22 protein-coding genes are annotated in these 24,938 nt (G+C 51.0%); 9 read left to right on the top strand and 13 right to left on the bottom strand.

The window, feature by feature from the left end:
- Positions 1 to 7: 7 nt before the first annotated feature.
- Together KOO62_02390 and dtd are read right to left on the bottom strand one after the other, a co-directional pair.
- Positions 8 to 613: a Maf family protein gene (locus tag KOO62_02390; GenBank protein ID MBU8932833.1), complete on the bottom strand. Its 606-nt coding sequence runs from the start codon at positions 611 to 613 to the stop codon at positions 8 to 10.
- The gene (gene dtd, locus KOO62_02395) at positions 606 to 1,046 is read right to left on the bottom strand and encodes a D-tyrosyl-tRNA(Tyr) deacylase (protein MBU8932834.1); all 441 of its coding nucleotides are present in this window, start codon (positions 1,044 to 1,046) and stop codon (positions 606 to 608) included. Before dtd ends, KOO62_02390 begins: the two co-directional genes overlap by 8 nt.
- 118 nt (positions 1,047 to 1,164) lie before the next feature.
- Between dtd and KOO62_02400 the strand changes: the two genes are divergently transcribed.
- The 8 genes from KOO62_02400 (at position 1,165) to KOO62_02435 (ending at position 13,250) form a co-directional block, all read left to right on the top strand.
- Positions 1,165 to 5,370 carry a CoA activase gene (locus tag KOO62_02400; GenBank protein MBU8932835.1) on the top strand — a complete coding sequence of 1,402 codons (4,206 nt, stop codon included), beginning with the start codon at positions 1,165 to 1,167 and terminating at the stop codon, positions 5,368 to 5,370.
- Between the two features lie 212 nt (positions 5,371 to 5,582).
- Entirely contained in the window at positions 5,583 to 5,909 is a 327-nt protein-coding gene (gene trxA / locus KOO62_02405) for a thioredoxin (protein ID MBU8932836.1), read from the top strand.
- Positions 5,910 to 6,194: 285 nt separating this feature from the next.
- Positions 6,195 to 7,022 carry a rhomboid family intramembrane serine protease gene (locus KOO62_02410; GenBank protein MBU8932837.1) on the top strand — a complete coding sequence of 276 codons (828 nt, stop codon included), beginning with the start codon at positions 6,195 to 6,197 and terminating at the stop codon, positions 7,020 to 7,022.
- Positions 7,023 to 7,027: 5 nt separating this feature from the next.
- Positions 7,028 to 8,236 carry a hypothetical protein gene (locus KOO62_02415; GenBank protein MBU8932838.1) on the top strand — a complete coding sequence of 403 codons (1,209 nt, stop codon included), beginning with the start codon at positions 7,028 to 7,030 and terminating at the stop codon, positions 8,234 to 8,236.
- 277 nt (positions 8,237 to 8,513) lie between these two features.
- The gene (locus KOO62_02420; protein MBU8932839.1) at positions 8,514 to 10,412 is read left to right on the top strand and encodes a thioredoxin family protein; all 1,899 of its coding nucleotides are present in this window, start codon (positions 8,514 to 8,516) and stop codon (positions 10,410 to 10,412) included.
- 112 nt (positions 10,413 to 10,524) lie between these two features.
- Positions 10,525 to 11,271: a DUF2064 domain-containing protein gene (locus KOO62_02425; GenBank protein ID MBU8932840.1), complete on the top strand. Its 747-nt coding sequence runs from the start codon at positions 10,525 to 10,527 to the stop codon at positions 11,269 to 11,271.
- Positions 11,272 to 11,280: 9 nt separating this feature from the next.
- Positions 11,281 to 12,015, top strand: a complete 735-nt coding sequence (locus tag KOO62_02430) for a creatininase family protein (GenBank protein MBU8932841.1) — start codon at positions 11,281 to 11,283, stop codon at positions 12,013 to 12,015.
- 89 nt (positions 12,016 to 12,104) lie between these two features.
- Positions 12,105 to 13,250, top strand: a complete 1,146-nt coding sequence (locus KOO62_02435) for a hypothetical protein (GenBank protein ID MBU8932842.1) — start codon at positions 12,105 to 12,107, stop codon at positions 13,248 to 13,250.
- 48 nt (positions 13,251 to 13,298) lie between these two features.
- Here KOO62_02435 and KOO62_02440 read toward each other — a convergent pair whose 3' ends face one another.
- From KOO62_02440 to KOO62_02490, 11 genes are read right to left on the bottom strand one after another with little or no spacing between them, the layout of a single operon-like run.
- Positions 13,299 to 13,682 (bottom strand): hypothetical protein, encoded by a 384-nt coding sequence (locus tag KOO62_02440; protein MBU8932843.1) that lies wholly within the window; start codon positions 13,680 to 13,682, stop codon positions 13,299 to 13,301.
- Positions 13,683 to 13,711: 29 nt separating this feature from the next.
- Positions 13,712 to 14,713 carry an RluA family pseudouridine synthase gene (locus tag KOO62_02445; GenBank protein ID MBU8932844.1) on the bottom strand — a complete coding sequence of 334 codons (1,002 nt, stop codon included), beginning with the start codon at positions 14,711 to 14,713 and terminating at the stop codon, positions 13,712 to 13,714.
- Between the two features lie 8 nt (positions 14,714 to 14,721).
- Positions 14,722 to 15,453 carry a pyridoxine 5'-phosphate synthase gene (locus KOO62_02450; GenBank protein MBU8932845.1) on the bottom strand — a complete coding sequence of 244 codons (732 nt, stop codon included), beginning with the start codon at positions 15,451 to 15,453 and terminating at the stop codon, positions 14,722 to 14,724.
- A 56-nt stretch (positions 15,454 to 15,509) separates the two neighbouring features.
- Complete coding sequence (rsmA, locus tag KOO62_02455) at positions 15,510 to 16,313, bottom strand: 16S rRNA (adenine(1518)-N(6)/adenine(1519)-N(6))-dimethyltransferase RsmA (protein MBU8932846.1); 804 nt, start codon at positions 16,311 to 16,313, stop codon at positions 15,510 to 15,512.
- Between the two features lie 3 nt (positions 16,314 to 16,316).
- Positions 16,317 to 17,093, bottom strand: coding sequence for a TatD family hydrolase (locus KOO62_02460; protein MBU8932847.1), 777 nt, complete (start codon positions 17,091 to 17,093; stop codon positions 16,317 to 16,319).
- Positions 17,093 to 19,009, bottom strand: a complete 1,917-nt coding sequence (gene metG, locus KOO62_02465) for a methionine--tRNA ligase (GenBank protein ID MBU8932848.1) — start codon at positions 19,007 to 19,009, stop codon at positions 17,093 to 17,095. Before metG ends, KOO62_02460 begins: the two co-directional genes overlap by 1 nt.
- 17 nt (positions 19,010 to 19,026) lie before the next feature.
- Entirely contained in the window at positions 19,027 to 19,950 is a 924-nt protein-coding gene (locus tag KOO62_02470) for a hypothetical protein (protein MBU8932849.1), read from the bottom strand.
- Positions 19,951 to 19,985: 35 nt separating this feature from the next.
- Positions 19,986 to 21,113, bottom strand: a complete 1,128-nt coding sequence (locus tag KOO62_02475; protein ID MBU8932850.1) for a hypothetical protein — start codon at positions 21,111 to 21,113, stop codon at positions 19,986 to 19,988.
- Positions 21,103 to 22,275, bottom strand: coding sequence for a peptidoglycan DD-metalloendopeptidase family protein (locus KOO62_02480; GenBank protein MBU8932851.1), 1,173 nt, complete (start codon positions 22,273 to 22,275; stop codon positions 21,103 to 21,105). Before KOO62_02480 ends, KOO62_02475 begins: the two co-directional genes overlap by 11 nt.
- 2 nt (positions 22,276 to 22,277) lie before the next feature.
- Positions 22,278 to 23,135 carry a permease-like cell division protein FtsX gene (locus tag KOO62_02485; GenBank protein MBU8932852.1) on the bottom strand — a complete coding sequence of 286 codons (858 nt, stop codon included), beginning with the start codon at positions 23,133 to 23,135 and terminating at the stop codon, positions 22,278 to 22,280.
- The gene (locus KOO62_02490; protein MBU8932853.1) at positions 23,132 to 23,797 is read right to left on the bottom strand and encodes an ATP-binding cassette domain-containing protein; all 666 of its coding nucleotides are present in this window, start codon (positions 23,795 to 23,797) and stop codon (positions 23,132 to 23,134) included. The genes KOO62_02485 and KOO62_02490 overlap by 4 nt, the downstream gene beginning before the upstream one ends.
- Before the next feature lie 134 nt (positions 23,798 to 23,931).
- Here KOO62_02490 and KOO62_02495 point away from each other — a divergent pair, with 134 nt between their 5' ends.
- The gene (locus KOO62_02495) at positions 23,932 to 24,870 is read left to right on the top strand and encodes a hypothetical protein (protein MBU8932854.1); all 939 of its coding nucleotides are present in this window, start codon (positions 23,932 to 23,934) and stop codon (positions 24,868 to 24,870) included.
- Positions 24,871 to 24,938: the final 68 nt, after the last annotated feature.

Raw genomic sequence — 24,938 nt, forward strand, 5'->3', positions numbered from 1 at the left:
TGCGCCACTACGATATCCGGTTGACTCTCTCTGCCAGCTTGTTCAACAGATCTCTTGGTAAGCCGATAACATTATCCAAGTTACCCTCGATTCTGTCAACCAAAAAAGCCCCCATCCCTTGAATACCGTAGGCTCCAGCCTTGTCCATCGGTTCGCCTGAGGCGATGTACTCCTCAATCTGTTCGCGGCTAACATCGTTGAAATAGACCTTAGTTGTTTCGTAACCGGAAGTCATCAGACCAACACCATCTGCCAGAGCAGCTGCAGTACAGACCACATGCTGACGTCCGCTCAGAGTGGTCAGGGTCTCATAAGCCTCGCGTTCGTTGGATGGCTTGCCCAGGATGAGGCCGTCGAGAACAACGATAGTGTCACAGCCAAGCACAATTTGTTGAGGATCCGCCCGTTGGATAACCCAACGTGCCTTGGTCTTGGCAAGTCGCTGCGCATAGCTAAACGGTTCTTCCCGAGGTCGTAGCTTCTCCTCAACGTTAGGGATAATCTGAGTGAAGCTAATCCCCATATCGGTTAGTAAAGCCACTCGACGCGGCGAACCGGAGCCAAGCACAAGGGACCGTCTTCCAAAAAGAAGTTTGAATTCGCTATCAGCCATTTTCAAGCACAAAAGTCACAGGACCATTGTTAGTCAACTTAATATCCATTTGAGCACCAAAGGAACCGGTCTTCACCGTCAAGCCCGATTTCTTCACCATGTCCACAAATTGAAGGTAGAGCGATTCTGCCACCCGAGGTGCCATAGCAGAGTTGAAAGAGGGACGTCGCCCCTTGCTGGTGTCGGCACAAAGTGTGAACTGGGATACAATCATGATTTCTCCGTCAACATCAAGTACCGATCGGTTCATCTTGCCGTTGTCATCCTCGAAAATCCGCATCTTGACGATCTTGTCAGCCAGGAATTGGCAGGCATCCTCGGTATCTCCTGTGGCGGTTCCATACAGCAACAATAATCCCTTTCCGGTGGACGAAAACACAGCCCCATCGATCCACACTTCCACATCACTGGCACGCTGAAGAACGACTCTCACATTTCCTCCTTCCAAGCCCTTGAATATACCGTCTGGCCGCACCAAAACAACATCAAACATTCCTCTGGCGTACAACAATTAGCTTGCGGACCTTTGGTTGTCGATAGTTATTGTCGCCGTGGGTAAAACACACTTATCACTCGGCATTGACATCGGTTCGGTTTCTGTTAAGCTCGTCCTGACAGACCACAATCAGATTGTCCATGAAGTCTACCGTCGTTTTCACGGAAGGCCATTTGAAGTGCTGTGTCGACTTCTGCGCGACGATTTTGGTGACCTGGCGGGATCTTCTATAAATCTGGGACTGACTGGCATTGGTGGCAAGACCGCTCAGTCCTTGTTGGGCGGCACTTTCTATGGTGAGATAGCCAGTTTAGCCCGAGGGAACCAGTCACTCGCTCCACAGGTGAGAACCGTGATTGAGATGGGTGGTGAGGATTCCAAACTACTTCTTCTCGATGGACGTACAGGGACGGTTGAAGACTTCGCTATGAACGCCCAGTGTGCTGCCGGGACAGGCTCATTTCTGGACCAGCAGGCAGGACGGCTTTGCATCTCCATTGAAGATGAGTTTGGACAGCTGGCGCTGAAATCCAAAAACCCACCCCGTATCGCCGGTCGCTGTTCAGTGTTCGCCAAGTCAGACATGATCCATCTACAACAGGTTGCCACCCCGGACTTCGACATTGTTGCGGGGCTTTGCTTTGCGGTCGCCAGAAATTTCAAAAGCTCGATTGCACGGGGCAAAACTCTTAGCGAACCGATTGCCTTCGAGGGCGGCGTGGCAGCCAACCCCGGGATGATACGAGCTTTCACCGAAGTTCTGGGCCTGCCACCGGGTGAACTTATCATTCCTGAACATTTCAACGTTATTGGTGCAGCTGGAGCGGCCCTCCTGGCTGCTGACGACGAAAGAGCTAAGTGCAGCCTCGATACTGACGATCTGGAGCGTTATCTCAATCATCGTACGGTAACACCGTCAGGACGAGCGAGACTTTCTTTCGACTTCCCCGACAACAAGCACTATGGTATAACCCAGGCCCAACGCCCCTTAGTAGCTGATGGCCTTGATGTTTTTCTCGGTCTGGACGTCGGCTCACTTTCAACCAATCTGGTTTTGATCGACCGTGATCATCGCGTGATCGCTCGGCGCTACCTAATGACCGAGGGAAGACCTATCGACGCTGTGCGACGCGGCCTGAAGGAAATCGGCGGTGAAATCGGAGCGCGCGTAAATGTCCGTGCGGTAGGAACTACTGGTTCCGGTCGCTATTTAACAGGAGACTTCGTCGGCGCTGATATCGTCCGCAATGAAATCACTGCTCAGGCAACTGCAGCAGTCAGCATTGATCCAACCGTGGATACCATCTTCGAGATAGGCGGTCAGGATTCCAAGTACGTTGCCATCGAAGATCGTGCCGTTGTCGATTTTGAGATGAATAAAGCATGTGCGGCAGGTACCGGCTCGTTTCTTCAGGAACAGGCAGAGAAGCTCAGTATCAACATCGAAAAGGAGTTTGGCGAACGTGCCCTGAAGGCTGGTTGCCCGGTAGGATGCGGTGAACGCTGCACCGTTTTCATGGAGTCAGACCTGGTTGCCCACCAGCGCAGTGGCGCCAGTAAAGATGACATACTGGCCGGACTGGCATACTCAATCGCTTCCAACTACCTGACCAAGGTTGTCGGAGATCGTCGCATCGGCGATCATATCTTCTTTCAGGGGGGTGTGGCATGGAATAAAGCAGTCGTGGCCGCCTTCGAAAAACTGACCCGAAAGAAAATCACCGTTCCGCCTCATCACGACGTAACCGGTGCCATCGGGGCCGCGATTCTGGCCATGGAGAAAGATACCGAACCGAACTTCGCCACCAACTTCAAGGGCTTCGATCTATACCGACACAAGTATGAAGTTGATTCCTTTACCTGTGAAGATTGCTCTAACCAGTGCGAGATTCATACTGTGACGGTCGGCGGAGAGAAACCTCTTTACTACGGCTCCCGGTGTGAAAAATACGACGTACAAAAGAAAAATGACCGGGAGCTACCGCCCAACTATGCCGGCTTGCGCCAAAAACTACTGTTTGCGAAATACGAACGCGGCACAAAGCCCCGGAAAAAGCGTGGTCGGGTGGGACTGCCGATTGTCTTGCAGTTTTATGACTATTATCCCTTCTGGCGTGCCTTCTTTGAGTCTCTCGGATTTCAGGTCGTCAACTCTGGAAGGTCCAGTTCGCGCGTTGTAGAGGATGCCCTGGAACTTTTCTCAGCCGAGACTTGCTTTCCTATCAAGCTCGTCTATGGCCATGTTGCCCGATTGATCAGAAAAAAGGTCGATTTCATCTTCCTGCCGTCCTTGATAAGGGTGGCCAATGAAACTGAAACAGATGAGCGAGGTTCTTTCATTTGCCCCTACGTTCAGAGCATCGGTTCTGCAGTACGAACACAGTTTGATTTCGACGCAACCGGTATCAAGCTAATTAATTCAGCAATTTCACTCAGTGCCAACCCTGACGGTCTTTATCGCAAACTGAAGAATCTGGCGACAGACTTCAGGCTTTCCGATCGTGAGTTCAGACAAGCCGTGGATGCCGGTTCCCGAGCGTACGGTTCGTTCCGCAAGAGAATGCGCGATGTGGGACAGCAAATTCTTGGCGATCTGAAGCCTGACGAAAAGGCGCTGGTCGTAACAAGCCGACCGTACAACGGTTCGGACAAGCGATTGTCGCTGGAGATTCCTGAGAAGATACGGAACCTCGGTTTCAAAGCAATCCCTCTCGACTTTCTTCCCCTGGAAGAGGCCGAGATCGACTATCCGTTCATGTACTGGCGCTATGGACGTCGACTGTTGAGCGCCGCTGATTATATCAGGAAACACCCCCAACTGTTTGCCGTTCTGATTACATCCTTTGGATGTGGACCTGACTCGTTTATTACCCATTTCTTCCGCAAGCAGATGGCTGGCAAACCTTATGTGCAACTGGAACTCGACGAGCACTCCGCCGATGCCGGGCTGGTGACCCGCTGTGAAGCCTTCATTGACTCACTGCGTTTCTATAAGTTCCGTCTGCCGGTAACGAGTTTCAGTATCCGTCATGACGATTTCAAACCGTTTGAGAAGACAATCTATATCCCCAATATGTGTGACCATGCCTACGTCCTGGCGGCAGGTTTCCAACGCTTCGGGCTGACCGCAGAAGTACTGGATGAGCCGGATGATCTGACTCTGGATTACGGTAAGAAATTTACGACCGGCAAGGAGTGCTTCCCGTGCGTAATCACTACCGGGGATATGATCAAGAAAATCCGATCCGATAATTTTGATCATAAGCGTTCGGTCTTTTTTATGCCGGGGGCAGATGGCCCCTGTCGGTTCGGGTTGTATCGTCAGTTCCACAGAATTGTGCTTGATGATCTCGGCTATTCGGATATTCCAATCTTCTCCCCCAACTCAAATGACGGTTATGCCGGTTTCGGTCTGGATGGAACTGAGTTCCGCAAGATAACCTGGCGTGGGTTCGTATTCCTGGATTGTCTGACCAAAATGCTTCATCAGGTTCGTCCGAGGGAGATACAGACCGGCACTGCCGAACAGTTATATTACAGCTCCATTCAAAGGCTGGGACTCGCCATAAAGAACGACGAATCGCTGGCTGATCTGGCTTCAGAGGTCGCTGGTGAATTCGCCATGATAGAGCTGTCAGACGAGTGTCACCCTCTGGTTGGTGTCGTTGGAGAGATTTTCCTACGCAATAATCGATTCTCTAACAACCACCTAATTGAGAAACTTGAGAAGCTGGGGCTAATGATCCGGCTCGCAACTTTCACCGAATGGCCTCTGTATACCTCGTACACTTTTCGTCGCGACTCAGTAATCAACCGGGACCTGAAAGGGGTACTCAAAAGCAACATTCAGATCCTGTCGCAACAGTACATGGAACACCGGATGATGGCCGCCTTCGGGCGACATTTTGATCTGACCGAAGATGCCCCGGTCGGGAGCGTCTTGCGTCTGGCCTCCAGGTATCTCCCTCTGGATGTCAAGGGGGAGGCAATCCTGTCGGTCGGGAAAGCTATCGAAATGGTTCAGTCGGGAGCCTCGGGGATCGTCAACGCTATGCCGTTTAACTGTATGCCGGGGACGGTCGTCAGTTCGTTGTCGCGTCAGGTATCCGAAGACATGGGCCGGGTACCCTGGCTGAACATCAGCTATGAAGGGCTACGGGATTCAGGAGAAGAAACCAGACTTGAGGCTTTTGCCGACCAGGTCCGGGCATTTTCCAGAACACGTTCTGATCAACCAGCCAGCAAGTACGCGATCAAATAGGATTCCTCCTGGAGTTTTGTTCCTCTCCACCGTCGGTAATTTCATGCTTTGATACCATCAGCAAAGGCGGTATAATGCATCCATCCTGACGGATCGATAGGTCCGGCTGAGGATGCCCCACATTGTCACCTTGACCAAGGTGGAACATTGTGCTTTGTCGGGTGTTAGAACTGGCAGAAAAGAAGTGTTATTGTATTTGGAGGATAGCAAGAATGAGTAAGGCTATGACGGTTACTGACGATTTGTTTGAGCAGGAAGTTCTAAAAGCTGATAAGCTGGTCGTTGTCGATTTTTGGGCTACGTGGTGTGGACCTTGTAAGATGATCGCTCCGCTCCTGGACGAGGTGGCCGATGAATACACGGATACCCTAAAAGTCGTCAAGGTTGATGTTGATTCCAATAATGCTACTGCGGCCAAATATGGAATCATGTCGATTCCGGCCCTGCTTTTCTTCAAGAACGGTGAGGAAATCGACCGTGTCATCGGCGCCATTCCGAAAGCACAGTTGGTCTCCAAACTGGAGAAAGCCATCGGCTAGATGGCTGGTGGCTCAATTTTGTAGGTACCGGTAGGAAGAAGTATGAAATGACCTGGATAGACCTGATAATGGCGGTAATCCTTGGTGGAGCCGCACTGATGCTGGTTACCAAAGTGCTGGGCAAAGCAGGCTTCGGGTGAAATCACGGCAACCCTGATCTTCCGGTGGAGGATGATAAATGCGGGTCTTGCTCGGAGAACGGATCGGACAAATAGGCCGTCCTTCGGGGTTAGCTATCCGTATGCCAGCTAATCGTTTTTACATTGTTGTCGATATAGTATTACAATGAATCCTTTCGAAGGCAAAAAGTCAGGTTTGGGCGGTTTTCGCATCGGTCCGGGGATGATCTCCCCATTTATCAAGGCGATGCTGGTCGCCAATGTGGCGATGTTTCTGCTTCAGGCAGTGTATCCCCAAGTGACCAGAGTGCTGGGTCTAATCCCGGCTGAGTTCTTTGGTGATTTTCCCAATAAGATTTATCAGCCCTTCACCTACATGTTTTTGCATGGTGGCTTCTGGCACCTCTTCTTCAACATGTTTGTGCTCTGGATGTTTGGAACTGAGATAGAGTTGACCTGGAGAAGCCGTACGTTTGGCCGATTCTACTTGCTGGCCGGACTGGCCGGTGCGGTATTAACATTGATCGTTAGTTCATCCCAGATGGTTCCCGTAGTCGGGGCTTCGGCAGCTATCTATGGCGTGCTCATAGCATACTGGCTGATGTTTCCTGAACGAAAACTCTACATCTACTTCCTTTTTCCAGTCAAGGTAAAATGGGCTATTCCGGCCATCATGTTATTGGGTTTTCTTGCCGGGGGAGGCAATATCGCACATATGGCCCACCTCGGGGGAGCAGTTTTCGCATTCGTCTACCTTAAAACTGACTGGCGTCCGAGATTGATCTCTGGCTTTTTTCGCAATTTTCGGCGTCGGCGGCAGGAATCGAAACAGCAGAAAAACCGCCAGAAGGCTGAGAATATCATGAAACGTGTTGATGATGTGCTGGATAAGATCAATGAGGTGGGAATCGAAAATATCAGTGCTGCTGAGAGAAAACTGTTGGAAGAAGCATCGTTGCATCTTTCCGAAGAAAATTCGGCAGAGGACAGGTAACACTTATGCATAAAAAAATACTGTTGGCGGAACAATCGGATGCCACCCGTGGTGTTGCTGAAATGGTATTAAGGCAAAACGGGTTTGAAGTCATATCAGTCAGTACGGGAGAGAAAGCGCTTGAAGTTCTGGAGGTAAGTCGCCCTGACTTGATTATTGCCGGAGCAGAGATGCCAGGCCATGGAAATCGGAGTCTTCACCAGTGTTTACAGTCCAGCAACAAAACCCGCACTATTCCTCTCATGCTGTTCGCCGACAGTACCAATTCTGACCTGCCGTATCCAGATGAAATCATAATCCGTCGCCCAGTCGATTCCAAAGACCTCGCCGAGAAAGCGAGAGTTTTCTCCGGTCAGACTTCCCCTGAAACGGATTCACCAGCTGGAAATGTTGACCCCCTGGCTCAGTCTGAATTGGATGACGAATTGCTTGACGCAGCTTTGGGACTGGACCAGATTGATGTTATGGAATCGGAAATTTTAAGCCAGACCAAGGGCGTGCCTATCGGGGAGCACTCTGAGGAAACGGGTGATCCGGACAAGTCCGATCAGAGCGGGCGCATTGAGTCAATCATAATCACCGAGGATCAGACAGATATCCACCGTCCGAAGACCAAAACATCTCGTGCTCCCAAGTCTTCCTCTACAGGAAAGTTAGACATCCTCGAGAATCAGGATCAGTATAGCGTGGGGGACATGAAATCAACTCCGAATAGTCCGCACGCCGATCACGACTACGAGTGGTTCATCAGTGAAATGCAAAACGATACCCCTGAGCCATCTTCTTCACTTTCGGTGACAAGCATTCCATCGGGGGATGACCACAAGTTGACCTTCGAAGATCCTTCGGAAACGATGGACCCAATTACGCCAGTAGAAAGCGGTGTACCCAACAATGCAGCGCAACCCGATGGCGTAAACAAATTTATTAGTGAATTCAGACGTGAAGTTGAGAAATTCCATTCAGACGAATCAGAATCCCCATCATCGAGTACGACTTCAGTCGAGCAAGAAGATTCTTCAGTCGAAACTGCCTGGGAAGAGACGTTTGAGCAACTGACACCATCACAGGTAGAGCTATTCACCCGAAGAATGGCGAAAGACATCGGGGAAAGAATAGCACAGATCATCATTGACAAAATTGATAGTGAAAAATTGACCAATCTGATAAAGGACGAAATCCTGAACCGGATCAAATCAACTTCAATGAAATAATCGGATTACGCCGAACCATTCGACACATAGGATAAGGTCATAGTGTTTGAGCCGCCAACCAGAGAAACTCCCAAAGCCTTTCGGGCCGCGCTTCCATTGCCAGTTTCGCTTCACGCATTGCCCCCGCACACTGTGATTACTAAATAGATAGACACTTTTCTCTTGCCAGGAAGTAATCATCATTGTTCCCTCATTGAATGGAATCTCTCTTGATTGATTTGCTCGTAACATCAACTTTCGATTTAGGACACTGATTTTCATGAGTATACTCGGGTTTATGCGTAAATTGCGACCTGTCGCAATAGCATTACTTCTTATCGTTTGCTTTACCATAACACAGTCTACCGCGCAGATGGATTTTTCTGCCGGTGGTTCTGTTGGGAACGATTTTGACGAGGAGTTTGTCGTCCTCGAGGCAGTTTTCTCTATCTCCTCCGCTTTGCCCGGAAAGACTTATTCAGCCGCCGCAACGGCTATCATTCTGCCCAAGTGGCATATCAATTCGGCCACACCGCATGAAGACTGGCTGATTCCCGCCAAGCTGGAGATCGACAGCCTCCCGAACCTGACCCCTCACAGCATAGTCTATCCTGCCGGTCATGAGTTTGATTTGGCCGGGTCAATAATGTCAACGTATAGCAACAAGGTCATCATTCCGTTTTCTGTTACACTGGCACCAGATCTTGCTGACGGAGAGTACGACCTGCCGATCCGTTTTGCTTACCAACCATGCAACGACAAGCAGTGTCTCGCCCCACAGACGGTAGAGGCCACACTGCATATCGTTATCGGTGAGGAAGGTAGACCGACTCATGAAGATATCTTTGCAACTGCGGTAGATGTTCCCGAGACTGATGGTGCAACTACTTCTGGCCCGGTAGAGGAAAACCAGATACAGCGTCTTATTGATGATTATGGAGCCTGGGGATACGTCATCGCCCTCGGTCTGGCATTTCTCACTGGACTGCTACTTTCGTTCTCGCCGTGTACATACCCGATGATCCCAATTACCGTCAGCGTATTCGCAGGGCAGAGTAGAAGTGTCTGGCGCGGGTTTATGTTGTCTCTGGTCTATGTGGGATCAATGGCATTCGTATACGGGATCATGGGACTGGTTGTATCTCTGGTCGGCGGCGTATTTGGAGCCTGGCTGGCCAGTACACCAGTGGTGATCGGCATCGCAATCATCTTTATTGTTTTCGCTCTCTCAATGTTTGGACTGTTTGAACTGCAAGTGCCATCAGCACTTCGCCAGATGATGGGGACAAAGACAAAGGAAACCGGGATCGGCAGTTCAATCTTGCTGGGTATTGTAGCGGCACTGGTTGTATCACCGTGCGTCGGTCCGTTTGTGGCTGGGATTCTTCTCTATGTCGCCTTAAGCGGATCGCCAGTTATTGGATTCCTTGTTCTATTTGTTTTTGCCCTCGGCTTAGGAACGCTGTATGTCCTTGTTGCGACTTTCTCGTCCGCTATCAATAACCTGCCGGGATCGGGCGCATGGATGGAATCGGTCAAGAAGTTTTTCGGATTCATCCTCCTTCTGATGGCATTGTACTTCCTTCGTACCATAATCTCCCCCACAGTTGCAGCCCTCCTGACCGGTTTGTTACTGGTTAGTTATGGTGTCTTCGGCGGTGGTCTTGACCGACTGACTTCCGAGGCATCGTTCTTCGTGCGACTCAAGAAATTGCTTGGCCTTCTCGCTCTGCTGGTAGGTTTCTATTTACTGGGGGGAACGATTATATCTCAGGGGTTGATTTGGCCTCCGGCTGATGAATGGTTGCCGTCAACCAGCCAATCGGAGAGGGGAGCCAATACAGAGCTTATTCACTGGGAAACTGATCTCGACCGGGGACTTGCGAAGGCGGCTACCGAGGGACGACCGGTGCTGGTTGACACGTGGGCAACATGGTGTGCGAACTGTCGTGTTCTTGATAAGAAGACATTCGGTAATCCTGACGTGGCAACCGCGCTACAACGGTTTGTGGCAATTAAAGTTCAATTGGAAAAAGCCGGGACACCCACGACTTTGAATTTCATGGAACGATTTAATATGAAGCATTATTCGCTGCCTACGACGCTGCTAATCGGTTCCGATGGTAACGTCAAACGGGTTTTGCAGGGTGTTGTTGATCCCGATGACATGATTGCTGAGTTGCGCCAAATCAAGTAAGCATCAAATTATCGTGTTTCTTTCGTATTTGCCGATTCGGTCTCTTGACTGACCCCACAGGTGATCGTATATTCCCATCAGTTTGATGAGGAAAACAAAGAAGAATACTACTATGACGACAGCAAAAAAGAACAAGACCGTTATTGCCATTTGTATCCAGGAACCAAGTGAAGACGGATCCTCGATGGATCTCGGAGCCATCCAGGGAGATGAGCTTCGCTTTTTGCACCAGGCTTTCATTACTGACACAATTGGGCATGCCCTGGAGACCCCCGGATGCGATGTCCAACTGTACTACATTGATCAGCCGGATCGACGGCGTCTGGTCGAAATAGTCACCGCCTATATTTCAAAGAAACTGTCAGGGAAAGAAGCCACAGCGTTCAAGAAGAGGTTCCAGTCATTTAAGCTGAAAAAAGATAGTTGGGGCGTTCGTCTTAAAAGCGTCTTTTCGAACTGCTTCAAGGCTGGCTACGAACAAGTACTGGTGATTGGAAGCCGTACGCCCACCGTTCACGCCCCAAAGCTGAAAATGGCCATTAAGATGCTATCCAAGGGAGACGCCGTTTTCGGCCCTACTCCCGAAGGACGTTATTATGTAATCGGCATGTCCAAGGGAACCAAGATCGACCTGGCTGAGTTTGACTGGAAATCACCAACTATCTATTCGAGTGTGTCCGAAACCTTCAGCACTAAAGGTCTGGCCTGGTCTGAACTTGAAATCTGGTACTGTGTCGAAAGCCCGGATGAGCTGGAACTGATGGTCCGTGACATCAACCAGTATCGATTCGAAGGTGATGATACTTCCGCCCGAGAAACAGAAGTTGTTATGGAACGCATTCTGGCCAAGCTGGGCTGATCGATCATTATGGAACGACAATTACAACGCCTGAACTGGCCGGAGATCAAGGAGCTCGTTCCAGACAAGATTGATACCGCGATTCTCCCGGTGGGTACGGTTGAAGCACATGGGTCATCGTGTGTGGGAACCGACAATTTCATTCCTGAGAATATCGCCGACGGTATTGCCGAACGTGTCGAAGCGCTGATTGCTCCCACCATTAACTATGGCATCACCAAGTCGCTCTATCGTTACAGCGGCGGGTTGACCATTAAGCCCGAGAATTTCGAAGCCTACCTGTTTGATGTCCTCACTTCTCTGACCGAGACCGGGTTTAAGAATATCATTATCATGAACGGTCATGGAGGGAACAACTCTTCCCTGAAAACTGTGGCCCATGATTTTCACAAAAAGCACCGCGCCAATATCGGCGTGATTCATTGGTGGGCATTGTGCGGCAAAATGACTGAAGAATTTTTCGGTCATGTCGGTGGCCACGGCGGAACCGATGAGACCGCGATGGTGATGGCGGTCGATCCGGACCTCGTTGATGAACAGGCTTACGATCCCGAGATGGCGTATACCTTTGTACCCGGTGCCGATGTCTATCCGGTACCAGGGACAATTTTGCTCTACAAGGAAAATGAAGGATACCCCGAGTTCGATGTTGACCGAGCCCGACAGTATCGAGAGCAAGTAGTAGCCCAGGTCGGTGAGTTTGTAGAATCAGTCATAGCTCGGTGGCGCAAGTTCGGATTGTAGTTTCCTCCGCAATCGGCAGGCAATAGCCACCTCTCCCCTACCGACAGTATTGACTTGACATAACTGGTCGCGGCTTACGACCTTGAGGCATGGAATCATCCCTCCACCATGACTACCGTGATATCCTCGCCATCCCGGCGCGAGCACTGTCGGCCAAACGTATTCTGGTGATGACATTCTTCCTGTGTGTCGGATTGTTGGTATACGATTTGTTTGTGTATGCGGCGTTGGCTGTTGACGGCGAGTCGCTGAGTTCGTATTGGGGATTGTATGGCTTTCTTCCACTCGCCTGGTTCAAGTTTGGCTCTTTCGCAGCCGGTCTGCTATATGGCGTTGGCATTGTCCTGGGGCTAATGTCGACCATGCTGGGATTGTTCGGCGTGGCAGCTATCGAAATCGAGCAGATTCGTGGCAATCGCTTTTTCTCCGCCACCGGTGCGATCCGTTTCAGTTTTCAGCGGCTCGGTCAGTTGTTCGTATCGGAAATATCAATTGCGGTCTTTCTCACAATCATCGTCGGGTTGGTTTTGCTCTTGGGGTTGGCTACGAGAATCCCGTATGTCGGTGAGTGGATATTTGCCCTGACATTCCTGGTGCCGGGCTTCATCGTCGCATTGTTTACCGTTTTCATCATGTTCGTCTGGGTGAGCTCGGTTGTATTGCTGCCGGCAGTAGCAGCTTCAGAACGAACGAAAGAGGCCTTCAGCGCCATCCTGATGACGTTCTCTACAATAATTCGTCAGCCGGTGCGCTGGCTTTTGTACACAGCCTACGGTCTTGTTGTCGCCAAGCTGGCCAGTTTCGTCTATGCCTATTTCTGTTATCGAGCGGTCCAACTCTTCACATGGTGTGCCTCGCTTACAGCTGGAGACAGAGCCACCGATCTGGTTCGTGCCGGGCTTTCGCATTTACCAGTCAACTCTGATTTTGTCAGAGAGACCCTTGGGGTCTTCCCTGGGGTGGATTGGTCGTTTTCGGTTGCGCAGTGGACCCGGGGTAGCGGTGACTCCGGCGCAGGTTATCTTATGACTCTGATCCTGTTTATGATCTTCACCTCAGTCGTGGGCTACTTCCTGGCCATCATAGCCACCGGACAAGCCCGGGCTTTCGCCGTTATTCGCTTTGTGAAGGATGAATACCGGATCGTTGATGAAAAACCGTTGTTCTTCGTCGAGGAACATATCAACGAACCGGAAACTGACCAGTCCGACTCCGGCGACGGATCGAAATCCTGAACCTAACTCTCCCGATTCATCATACGCGAGTCGTCAACAAGACCTTGCCTAACAGATCTTCTTAACCACCCAATCCGAATCATCAAGCCACAATCCAAGGACGGTCACGCCCTCTACCCACCCGGCCACCGTTGCCACCGCCTTTTTGACCATCTCCAGGTGTTCTTCTTTTGTGACCGGATTCCCGGCGCAACCACCATGAGCCACAATTGCAATCACTTTCGATCCGTGTTTCTCAACTGAGATCAGCACGCGATTCTTGATCGAATCCGCCAGTGGATTTGCCGGCTCGCTCAGAATTTTGTCCGGTCCCGGCTCGGTGATAGTGTCAACGTAATCAGCCTTGAATTGGGTCCTTAGCCACTCATTCACCGGCAATTGAGTGCGGCCGTCCATACAATTGATAGCAGTTACAAAGATCCCGTTAGCCATGATGTATCTCTCCTTCGTAAGTCATTTGTTCAATCCGGTTCCTGTTGCTCTGTGCGCAAAATATCAAGAACATTCTGAAAATCATCCGGCAAATCGGACCTGAGCGCCACCTTCACACCGGTCATGGGGTGCTCAAAAGAAAGCTGGTAGGCATGCAACGCCTGCCGGGGGAGGGTATCCAATATATTTCGCGCGAGAGGACGTTCGGGGGCAAACATCCCCCGCACCCATTTCTCCCGGCCACCATAATCCGGATCACCAAGCACCGGGTGGCCAAGATACGCGAAATGCACTCGTATCTGGTGCGTCCGACCAGTCTGCAGAGAGGCCTCGATCAGGTCATAGGAAGTGAACCGATTTATTAGCCGATACTCGGTAACAGCCTCTCGACTGTTGATATCGGTAACGGCCATCTTCTTTCGATCTCTCAATGATCGACCAATAGGCGCATCAATCGTGCCGCTGTCATCCTTCACATGACCACATACCAATGCCAGGTATTGACGTTTGATTTCGCGCTCCTGAAGTTGCCGTTGAAGCTTTAGTAAGACCTCATCCGTCCGGGCTACAATCAGCAAGCCTGATGTGTTCTTGTCGAGACGATGAACAACGCCGGGGCGATCCGCCGTCGAACCGGTGGCTAAAGAACCATAACGAAACATCAAGGCGTTGACCAGGGTGCCGGTGCGGTTGCCAACACCCGGATGGGTTACCAACCCGGACGGTTTGTTAACGACAATGAGATGGTCGTCCTCGAAGATAACGTCGAGTGGGATTTCTTCCGCCACTGCCTCACGAGGAGGCAAGGGAGGAATTGTCAGCGATAACTCATCCCCCGGTCGGACCGAATATTTTTTTAAAGCCGGCTGTCCATTGACTTCTACCAACCCCTCGGCAATAAGTCTCTGCACCCGACTGCGAGTAAGGTCAAGATCAGGATGCGAGGCCAGAAAACGGTCGAGTCTCTGGGGTAGCTCTTCCTCCGCCACCTCAATAGTCACGGCCACACTGTTGTCAGGCTTGTCGGGCATAGTCGCTATTAGTGGGTCCCCGACGGCAGCCGGAGCAGTTCGATCATCTCGCGTACTGCCCGTTCGAAGCCAACCAGCAGCGCCCGGCAGCAGATCGCGTGGCCGACTACAAATTCATCGACATAGCCCAGTTCCACGAGCGGAGTAACATTCTTGTAAGTGACGCCCCGACCACAGTGTACTTCCAAACCCGCCTTGGCCGCACATTGAACAGCCTTGTCCAGACGGTCAAGCTCTGCCTGGGCTTCAACAAGTGTCCTCGCTCCGGTATACCCGGCACAACTTATTAGAACCGCCGTTGCATCCGCCTTGGAAGCCGCCTTGATCTGATCGGTGTCCGGCTCGACGAAGAAGCCAACATTCACTCCTACGGCGTTGAAGCGGGCAGTGATATCGCCAAAGTCCACCGGCGCTACCGTAAAACCAATGGTCGAGACAGGATTGGTACTGTCGGCATGATCAGCCACCAGAGTGACCATCCATGGCTTGACCTCAAGTGCCATAGTAATAATGTCATCAACCGGGGGCATTTCGATTGTCAACCTGGTTTTGGTCACGCCTTTGAGCAAATACAGATCGCGGTCCCGCACATACTTTCGGTCACGACGAAGTTGAAGGGCCAATCCATCGGCCCCTCCCAACTCGGCCAGCACAGCGGCCTGGGCTGGATCAGGTTCCGATAGACGCCGGATTTCACGGGTGGCAGCAACCATATCAACATTTACAGATAAGAGCGGCACGTATTCCTCCCATTTGCTTTATTGGTCTGACTTATTATTATACGCCAGACTGTAGCTTACGGCATACTAATAACCGCTAAACACTCGGTCAATTTCAAAAAACCCGCTATTGAGACTTCTTCCGCACGGACATCCTCAGCCAAACCAGCTTGTGCAAGTAACTTCCGAACTGACCCCGTATCGGGTAGAAGGTCCGGAGCCAGGTTGTTACTAAGTAGCTTACGACGTTGACGAAACCCTGTCCGCACAACACGCTCGAAGAGTTGCTCATGAACAACCGCAACAGGTTTCTTGATGGGTGTCAACTCTATCACGCAGGAAGTCACTTTAGGTGGCGGCTGAAAATGCTCCGGTGCAACATCAAAACAGAGATGTACATCAAAAGATAGCTGAGTGAAAATCGACAATGGCGACCAGTTCTTGTTGCCAGGGGAAGCGGCCACACGTTGACCGACCTCTTTTTGCACCATAAAGACAGCCCGATGGACTGATTTTCGATTCTCAGTTACCCAGGCAAGCGCCGGAGAAGTGATATTGTACGGAAGATTTCCAATCAGCTTGTGGGGTCCTTCACCCGCCTCACCGGGATCAAAGGACAGGAAATCCTGGTTTACAATTTTCGCATTCGGCCACTTCCGCAGTAACTTCTCAAGATAGCCGATTACGTCCCGGTCAAATTCTACAGCTGTAATACTTGCCCCTGATTCCGCCAAGGGAAGCGTCAGTGATCCCCGCCCCGGCCCGATTTCGATAATGCTGTCACCCTGTGTCGGGGCTACCAATTCGACAATGCGCTCGATTATCTCCCGCGATTTCAGGAAGTTCTGCCCCAGACGTTTTTTCGCATGGTATCCGGGCATGCCCTACGTCCCGAAAACATCGACCAGTCGGAATAGCTTCTGACAGGTTCGGTCGGTGATCTTCTCAACTTCGGTCATATCGGTTCCATGCAACTCGGCCAGTTTTTCGCACACGGTTCTGATCGTAGCCGGACAGTTATGGCGTTCTTTATAGCGAGCGGGTTTCTGATAAGGGGCGTCGGTCTCCAGGATAATCTTATCAAGTGGAATCCCGGCCGCAGTCTCCCCCATGGGCGAGTTCTGGCGTGTAACGGCGCCGCCAATACCAATCACAAAGCCAATAGAGAAAACCTCCAAAGCCTCGTCTACACTGCCAGGGAAGCAATGAAACACCCCACCGGGGATATCACGGGCAATGTCGCGAACGATTTCCATTGTCTCTGTAAAAGCATCACGGGTGTGAATAACAACCGGCATCTTCAATTCCGCCGCCAGTTCCAACTGGCTGTGGAAAGCTTTCTTCTGAATCGGTCGCGGTGAGTGATCGTGGTAGAAATCAAGGCCAATCTCGCCGATAGCAACCACCTTCTTGTGGTTGGTCCACTCATGCAAACGGGCGATGTTGTCAGCATCAAGTTTGGTCGCATCGTGCGGATGAAATCCGACCGTTGCATAGATCCCCTCATGCTCTTCGGCAAGCTCAATGGATCGTTCCGACGAAGGTCCGTCAACGCCGATGTTAATAATCGTATGAACGCCAGCCCGGTGCGCATCAGTGATGACCTGCTCGCGCCGACCGTCAAAAGCATCAAAGTCGAGATGGCAGTGCGAGTCGATCATCAGCTAATCTTAGCCCCAGGTGGAAGATCACCGTCCGATATCACCAGGCACAGCTTCTTGCCCTTCTTGGCCGCCAACAGCATGCCGTTGGACTCGACCCCCCGGATGGTTGCCGGTTTTAGATTAACAATGACAATAATACTCATACCGGTAATCTTCTCAGGCGTGTAATGCTGAGCCACCCCGGCGACGATCTGACGTTTTTCGTTTCCCAGATCAATCTGCAGCTTGAGTAGTTTGTCTGCGTCGGGAACTACCTCCGCTTTGATGACTTTTGCCACTCTCATCTGCACCCGCGTAACATCCGCAATGTCCAGCAAGCCCTCGGTCGCTGGAGTGTTATCGGTCGGGGTAGATTCATCAGCTTTCTTGGGCTTGAGCCGCGGGAAAACAGGATCGCCGAGTTTGATCGCCGTACCTGGCTCCAACTCAAAGAACTTGCGCGCACTTTCGAGAGTCAGGGTAGAATCATCCAGCCCGAAGACCGATCGAATCTCCCGCATCTTACCCGGCATTACCGGGAACAAGATAATCGATACAATACGAATGACCTCACAACAGGCATAGAGAACTCCGCCGAGTTCTTCTTTCTTTCCTTCTTTGGCTAGGATCCAGGGAGCGCGATCATTGAAGAACTTGTTGGTGGCTCGTACCAGATCCATTGCCGCGGTAATTGCCTGACCAAGTTCATAATGAAGTATATGTTGGTACGCTTTGCCCGGCAGCGTGTCCGCCTTGTTCATCAATTCCTGCAAGCCCTCGATTTCCCTGTAAGGCCCCGGAAGCGCCGAATCGAAATTGACTGCTACCATCTTGACCACGCGCGAAACAAGATTACCCAGATCGTTGGCCAGGTCAGCGTTATGCTGAGTGATAAAATGACTGGCCTGGATATCACCATCGGCGCCAAATGGATATTGCGTCAACAGAAGATAGCGGGTAGCATCGGGACCGAACTCGGCCACCATATCGTTGGGGTCAATCATGTTGCCCAGAGTCTTGGACATCTTCTTGCCATCGACGGTGAAGAAACCATGCAGAAACAGAGTATCCGGCAACTTGATCCCGGCCGCCATCAGCATCGCCGGCCAGTACAGACAATGGAACTTGAGAATGTCCTTGGCCATGAGGTGAACGACCTCACTGCTGTTCCACCACCTGTCAAACATAGCCGGATCGTCACCGTAGCCAATCGCCGAAATGTAGTTGCTGAGGGCATCGACCCAGACATAAGCGACCTGCGATTCATCAAACGAGAGCGGAATGCCCCACTTGACCGATTCCCTCGAAAGTGAAAAATCGGGTAGATTCTGATTGATCAATCCAAGCACTTCACGTCGACGGGACTCCGGCTTAATCTTCAGTTCGCCTGATTCGATCTTCTCCTTGATTTTGGGCAGGTAGGCGGTCAGACGGAAGAAATAGTTCTTCTCCCGAACCTTCTCCGGCGGCTGGTTGTGATGGGGACAAACTCCATCGACCAGTTCCTTTTCGGTAACAAACGCCTCGCACCCATTGCAGTACAGACCTTCATAGAATCCTTCATAGATAGCCTCCTGCCCGTCGTCAGTCCTGGCCTCTTTCATCACCTTGAGAATCTTGTTGACAGCCTGCTCGTGTCGCGGGGAGGTGGTTCGAATAAAATCGTCTGTCTCAATAAGGAGGTTCTTCCACGTTTCCTTGAACATCTCGACAATGCGATCGCAAAACTCTATCTCGGGAATACCTTCTTTTGCGGCCGCTTCCGCGATCTTTGTCCCGTGTTCGTCAGTACCGGTAAGAAAGAATGTTTCCCGTCCACTCAACCGATGGAAACGGGTTATGACATCGGCCGCCACGGTGGTATAGGCTTGTCCAATGTGGGGGCGGCCATTGATATAATATATTGGCGTGGTAATATAGAAAGGCTTGCTCAAAGCGTGCCTCCGTTGGATTACTGGTTATTCTTGTCGCTTGCCTTGTCGTTCGGCGCATTCGATTTCTTGTTACCAGCAGGAGCGTCAACCTGTGACCTGGATTTTGGCGGATGCTGGCCTGGTTTCTTCTCGCGTCCTTCACTGGACTGCGGAAGTATGTCAGCGCAACCGCAGCGGAAGAGCATTCTGTCTTGATCGCGAATTACAGCCTCTTCCTTGAATACATCAATGCGTTCGATAATACCGCTCCCCCCCTTGGTTCGAACACAAGTGCCGGGAGAAGGGAATTTGCGCTTCACATCCGTATAGAACTCAGCTTCATAGCGAAGACAGCACAACAGTCGCCCGCAGTTGCCCGAAATCTTGGCCGGGTTGAGAGGCAGGTCTTGCTCGCGTGCGTGCTGAGTTGAAATAGGCTCGAAGTTGCGAATGAAAGAACTGCAGCACTGGAGCCGTCCACACATTCCGTAGCCGCCAACACGACGCGCCTCATCCCTTACACCGATCTGGCGCAATTCAATCCGGGTGCGATAACGGGAGGCCAGATCCTTGACAAGACCTCGGAAATCAACGCGATGATCGGCTGTAAAATTAATGGTCATTTTGTTGCCGTCGAATTGACACTCCACGTCTATTACTTTCATAGGCAAACCGTGACGTGTTATGATTTCGATCACCTCGGCCTTATATGCCTGCTCCTGTTTAGCCAAAGTGTTCCCTCTGGCGGTATCCTCATCCGAAGCGCGACGGAGAATAGATCGGGGTCGGTTTGCCTTGGAAAGATCAATGTCGGTACTGATTTTCCGCTTTACACGTCCCAGATCCTCACCACGTTCAACTTCAACGATAACAAAATCGGCGGTACTGAGATCATGGTAGTAGGAATTGAAGAAAAACTCAGTGCGGTGGCCCTTGAACTCTACCAGATATAACTCAGCCATAACGAACTCCGGACGGCAAACATAGTGTACTGCACCTAAGGCATAAGGGTCATTTCGGCCTTTAATCGCAAGACCAAAGCGGCCAATGAGCCGTGAATATGCACATTACGCCGCAGGTCGGCAAGGGTTATCTTGATCTGAGCAGCGAGTCGAGCTCCCAGATCGGGAGTGGTAAACATGTGAGCCAGACGTCTAAGTTCACTGTCGAAATCGATGTTTGTCAGTTCCGCCTGATCCGGAGCAACAGCTAATCCGGCACAGTCACAGATAAAGGATTGCCACAGACGAAGTAACTCCAGCGCCTCAGACCTATTGCGTGGTCCGATTGCATTCGTCACCCGGGCGATGATTTCGGAAGAGGAGTCCTCTACCAGCGAACGAAAAAGCTGCATTCCAACTCCTCGTTGGAGATGCCCATCCTCAGCATCAGATTCCACCATCGCCATCGCCTGCCCCACATTGCCCTGTGATACTCGAGCCAACAGATCTGCCTTACTTCTCTGGATCGAACAATTTTCCTGCAAATACTTCGCAAGAACATCGGTTGGGGTTCGACGCAGCCTGATATTCTGCGAACGCGACTGAATGGTCGGCAGCAGTCGTTCGGGATTCTCAGTAGTAAGAATAATCACCGTGTCCGCTGGTGGTTCCTCGATCAACTTCAAAAGGGCGTCAGCCGATGATGCGAGCATTCGTTCCATCTGGTGGAAAACTATGAAACGATGAATACCTTCCGGCGCTCGCATAGCCAGAGAACGCTTGATACGTCGGGCAACATCAATGGGTATGGTAATATTTGCCGACGATGATGGCATTGCGAACGGATCAGCCTGTTTGACCACCAGAAATTGATTGGTCAGATCAATAGCTTCATCTGCTTTCTTGTGCGGTGGAAGAGGTACAGCAAAATGCTGACCTTCAAAATTATATCCCCGGATGGCGCGACAGTTGCGGCATTCTCCACAACTTCGAGGCAAGCTGGAGGCCTTATCATCAATGATATTCTCGCAATTTATCAGCGAAGCCAGCGACATAGCCAACGCCCAGCGACCACAACCGTCCGGACCCGACAACAGGTATGTACCAGCCAGACGTTCGGATTGAAATGATCTGGCGAGAATAGTCCATGCCTGCGGCTGGAGTTGCGTAATATCAATAGGCATCAATCCTGATCCATTTCACCGGGTCGAGTGGCTCACGTCCGAATCTTATCTCAAACTTGACCTGTCCATCATCACCAGAAACCGCCAAAACGGCTTCGGTGGGAACGTATTCTCCCTGCTTCACAGCCGTTTTCCCGAGACCGCCATAAGTGGTGTAATACTGGTCATCATGATTAATGATAATGAAATTACCATAACCTCGCAAACTGCCGACATAGGCTACGTTCCCACCTGTCACAGCCACCACCGGCCCCGATGGGCGGCCCTTAATGGTAATGCCGGGAGAAAACGATTCAAGGTTGGTAATGGGATCCCGGGCCGAACCAAACGGAACTACTATCTTGCCTCGAAATGGACGTCCCAACTGCCCCTTGAGGGTGGCAAAAACAGACGGCCCCGGATGAGGTTGATTGCTCACCCGTTGCTTTCGCCGTCGTTCGTCTTCCAATCTGGCAATTACTCGCTCTATCTCTTCCGCTGCCTGTTGTAATGTCAGCATCCTGTCCCCTTCTGCCATCTTCTGCCGACGTAATGCATCGAGCGATTTTTCTTCTTTGGACTTTCTGCTTTTTTCCAAAGCTGTGGCTACTTCTTTGTCCTTTTTCAACGAGGAAACGCGACGTTGTTCACCAGTCAATTGGTCAAGACGGTCAGCAGTATGTGAAACCGAAGATGCCGCCTGATCAATGATGTTAGTCTTAAAGCCAGCCAATGCGGCAAGGTATACACTCTCGCGCATATCCTTGACCTCTGCCATAGGCTTCTTCCAGAGGCCACTGCGGGTCTCCTGTACACACCGGAGATAGAAATGACGAACGTCTCCAAGATAACGACGGCGTGTCTGGTCAAGCCGGTCCTGGTTCTGGGCTAGTTCATCCTCCGCTCCACCGACGTTCTTGCGTACGGTCGCTATCTGATTGTTCAAACGCCGGATAACCTTCTGGTTGGTAGTAATGCGTTGATCAAGGTCCGATACTTGCCGCTGAGCCGCGACCTCTTCACCCTTGAGCGAATCCAATCGCTTCTGACTCCTGTTGACTTCAGCCTGAATCGTCTCCAACTCAGACTTCTGATCAATCATCTTGTCACGATCATCGGCCCTCGTTGCGACTGTCACAAGTCCCAGCCCAATTAGCAAGAATGGCAGGAAACTGCGCGGCATAACTATTTAAGCAACCTCCGAATCCCCATGTACCCACTGATCATTCCAAGCACGGCTGCAGACGCACAAAATATCACTATCTCTTCGAAGGTTGGATAGACAATTTCAATTTGAGTCAGACTTATCTGCCGACTGCCATAACTGATAGCCAGCCAACCAGCCACAGCAGAAAAACCGCTTATCAGCATTCCCTTGATAAGAAACGGAAAAGCCAGGAACATCTTGCCGGCTCCCAGAAGACGCATTTGTTGAAAACCAACCGCCCGGGCACGTGTCATCAGACGAATATTGTTGACCGAACTAATAATAGCGGTCAGCAGAATCAGTACACCAAGGGCCAGCCCAACCTGCCGGATAATCATTCTCGTCTGTTCTGTGTTTTCGAGCCACTGATTACTATACGAAACATCGGTTATTTCGGGTCGAGCAGATAGCGATGCACATACCAAGGCCATGTCTGCCGAGTTGAGGGCATTGGATTCGAATTCCAAAACGAAAGATCGGGGCAATGGATTAGCAGAATCATAACCAATCAGCAGATCAGTACCGAGCATCTCCTGCAAAATCTCTCGTGCCCTATCCTTGGAGACATATTCGATCCCGATCACGCCATCAGTATTCGCGATGCCATCCTGTAGTTGCGGGATATCAGGTTCAAGCACATTCTCGACCACAAATGCCTCCATTCGTAACTCGGCAAGAAGCTGGGTGTACAAACGTTCGGTGGTCCCTGCTGCGATCCAGTACATATCAAACAGCAAATACAGGAGAGAAAGCGAAAGCAAAGCACCAAGAGCAGTGAAAGGAAAACGATAAAGACTGCGACCGAGTTCACGCAAAATGTAGTTTATTCGGCTCATGTCAGGGCTCCATTGCCGATATGGTACAGATCGCTCTGGGGCAGGTCATGAACTGGAGCTTCCGAACAAAGGATCAACAGCGACCGACCCGCCAGAGAGGCCCGTGATAGAAACTCGAAGACACGCTCGGCTGTGGATTGGTCGAGGCCAGCCGCAGGCTCATCGACTATCAGGAGCGGCTGATTGGCAATTGAGGCGCGGGCAAACTGTACAAGAGTGCGTTCTACTCGAGTTAGAGTATTGGGATAGTCAGCCGCTTTTTTCAGCAAAGAAAACTCGGTCAGCATTTTTAGGAGCTTTGATTGCCTCTCCTTCCTACCAATGCCCGTAATTACCAGTGGGAAAACAATGTTCTCAGCCACCGTCATGGATGGAACCAGCTCGAATATACCTCCTACCCCGCCAATAAGACGCCGTATCCGATTGACTGCCAGGTTGCGTCGAGGACGCAGAACCTCACCGAACACTTCGACCAAACCTTCGTCAGCAAACTCAGTCCCCACCAGGAGAGCCGCCAAACAGGTCTTTCCTGACCCGGCACCACCAGTCACCACCGCCGTTTGTCCAGCGCGGAGAGTCAGGTCCAGATTTTGAAAAACAGGCTCACCCCGTTTGGAGCCATGATAGACATTCTGTAACTCAACTATTATCTCATCAACCATTGGTCACAACTCACTTAGTAACGTTCGCAGTTGATCTTTCGTCACTGCTGACGTATAATTCACTCAGTGTAGCAATAACTTATACTAAGAGAGATGTTACAAAGCCCCAACCGGCTTGACAATCTAAAACAAATATGAAGAGACTAAGTTTACTCGCATTAGCGATCGTCTTGTTGTTCGCCACCACAGCAACAGCTCAGGACTGGCAGATAATTCCTTTTCAGTTGGATGCGACCCTGACCGGCGTGACCTTTGTACACCGTGACACCGGCTTTGTGGTTAGTGCCGATGGTAGCTGGGCAAGAACAGCGGATGCCGGGCAAACCTGGCACAAGGGAAGTATTGATCCGACAGTGAAACTGGAAGATATTTCATTTTTGAACGGCACCACTGGTCTGGTGTGTGGCAGCCGCGGCAGTCTTTATCTGACTACTGATGGCGGGTCGAACTGGCAGGACGTATCAAGCGGAGATACCGCCCATATTTTTTTCGATATCGAGTGGCTTGCACCCCAAATTGCCCTGGCTATTGGTGCTGATCGATCAGCAAAAATGCCAATAACCGGAGTTGCTTTCCGCAGTACCGATGGCGGTCTTACCTGGAAGAAGCTGGAGCCAATGGGAATTGGATACAGTGAGATATGCGTACGAGCTGATGGAGCCGTATATTTCCCGAGTTTCAATCAGTTGCTACGGTCCAATAATCAGGGGCGAACCTGGACCAGAACCAGTACCTTCGACAAAAAGCAGGCACGGGCTCTGTCCCTGTACGGTAAAACCGGGCTGATGGCTGGTCCCGGGGGAATGTGCGCGATCTCAAATGACAGCGGCAAGACCTGGACTATGGTAACTCAGACCGAAAGCTCGACCTTTGTGACTGCCGAGTTGATCGATGAACAGTCCGGCTATATCGGGGGACCGAATTCAATGATGATGTATACCACCGATTCTGGGCAAACCTGGAAACAAGAGCTTCTTCCCATATCATTCCACATATTGGACATGTGTCGTATTGACAACCGGGTATACGCTGTAGGTTCCGACGGAACCATTACATATAAGAAGCTCAAATAGCACCGGCAGTTTGTTTTTCCCACTCCCTCCCGAGCCAACGACTGCGTAATAAAACAATCTTGCCTGCG

The organism is Candidatus Zixiibacteriota bacterium (assembly GCA_019038695.1).
Taxonomy (GTDB): Bacteria; Zixibacteria; MSB-5A5; order GN15; family FEB-12; genus B120-G9.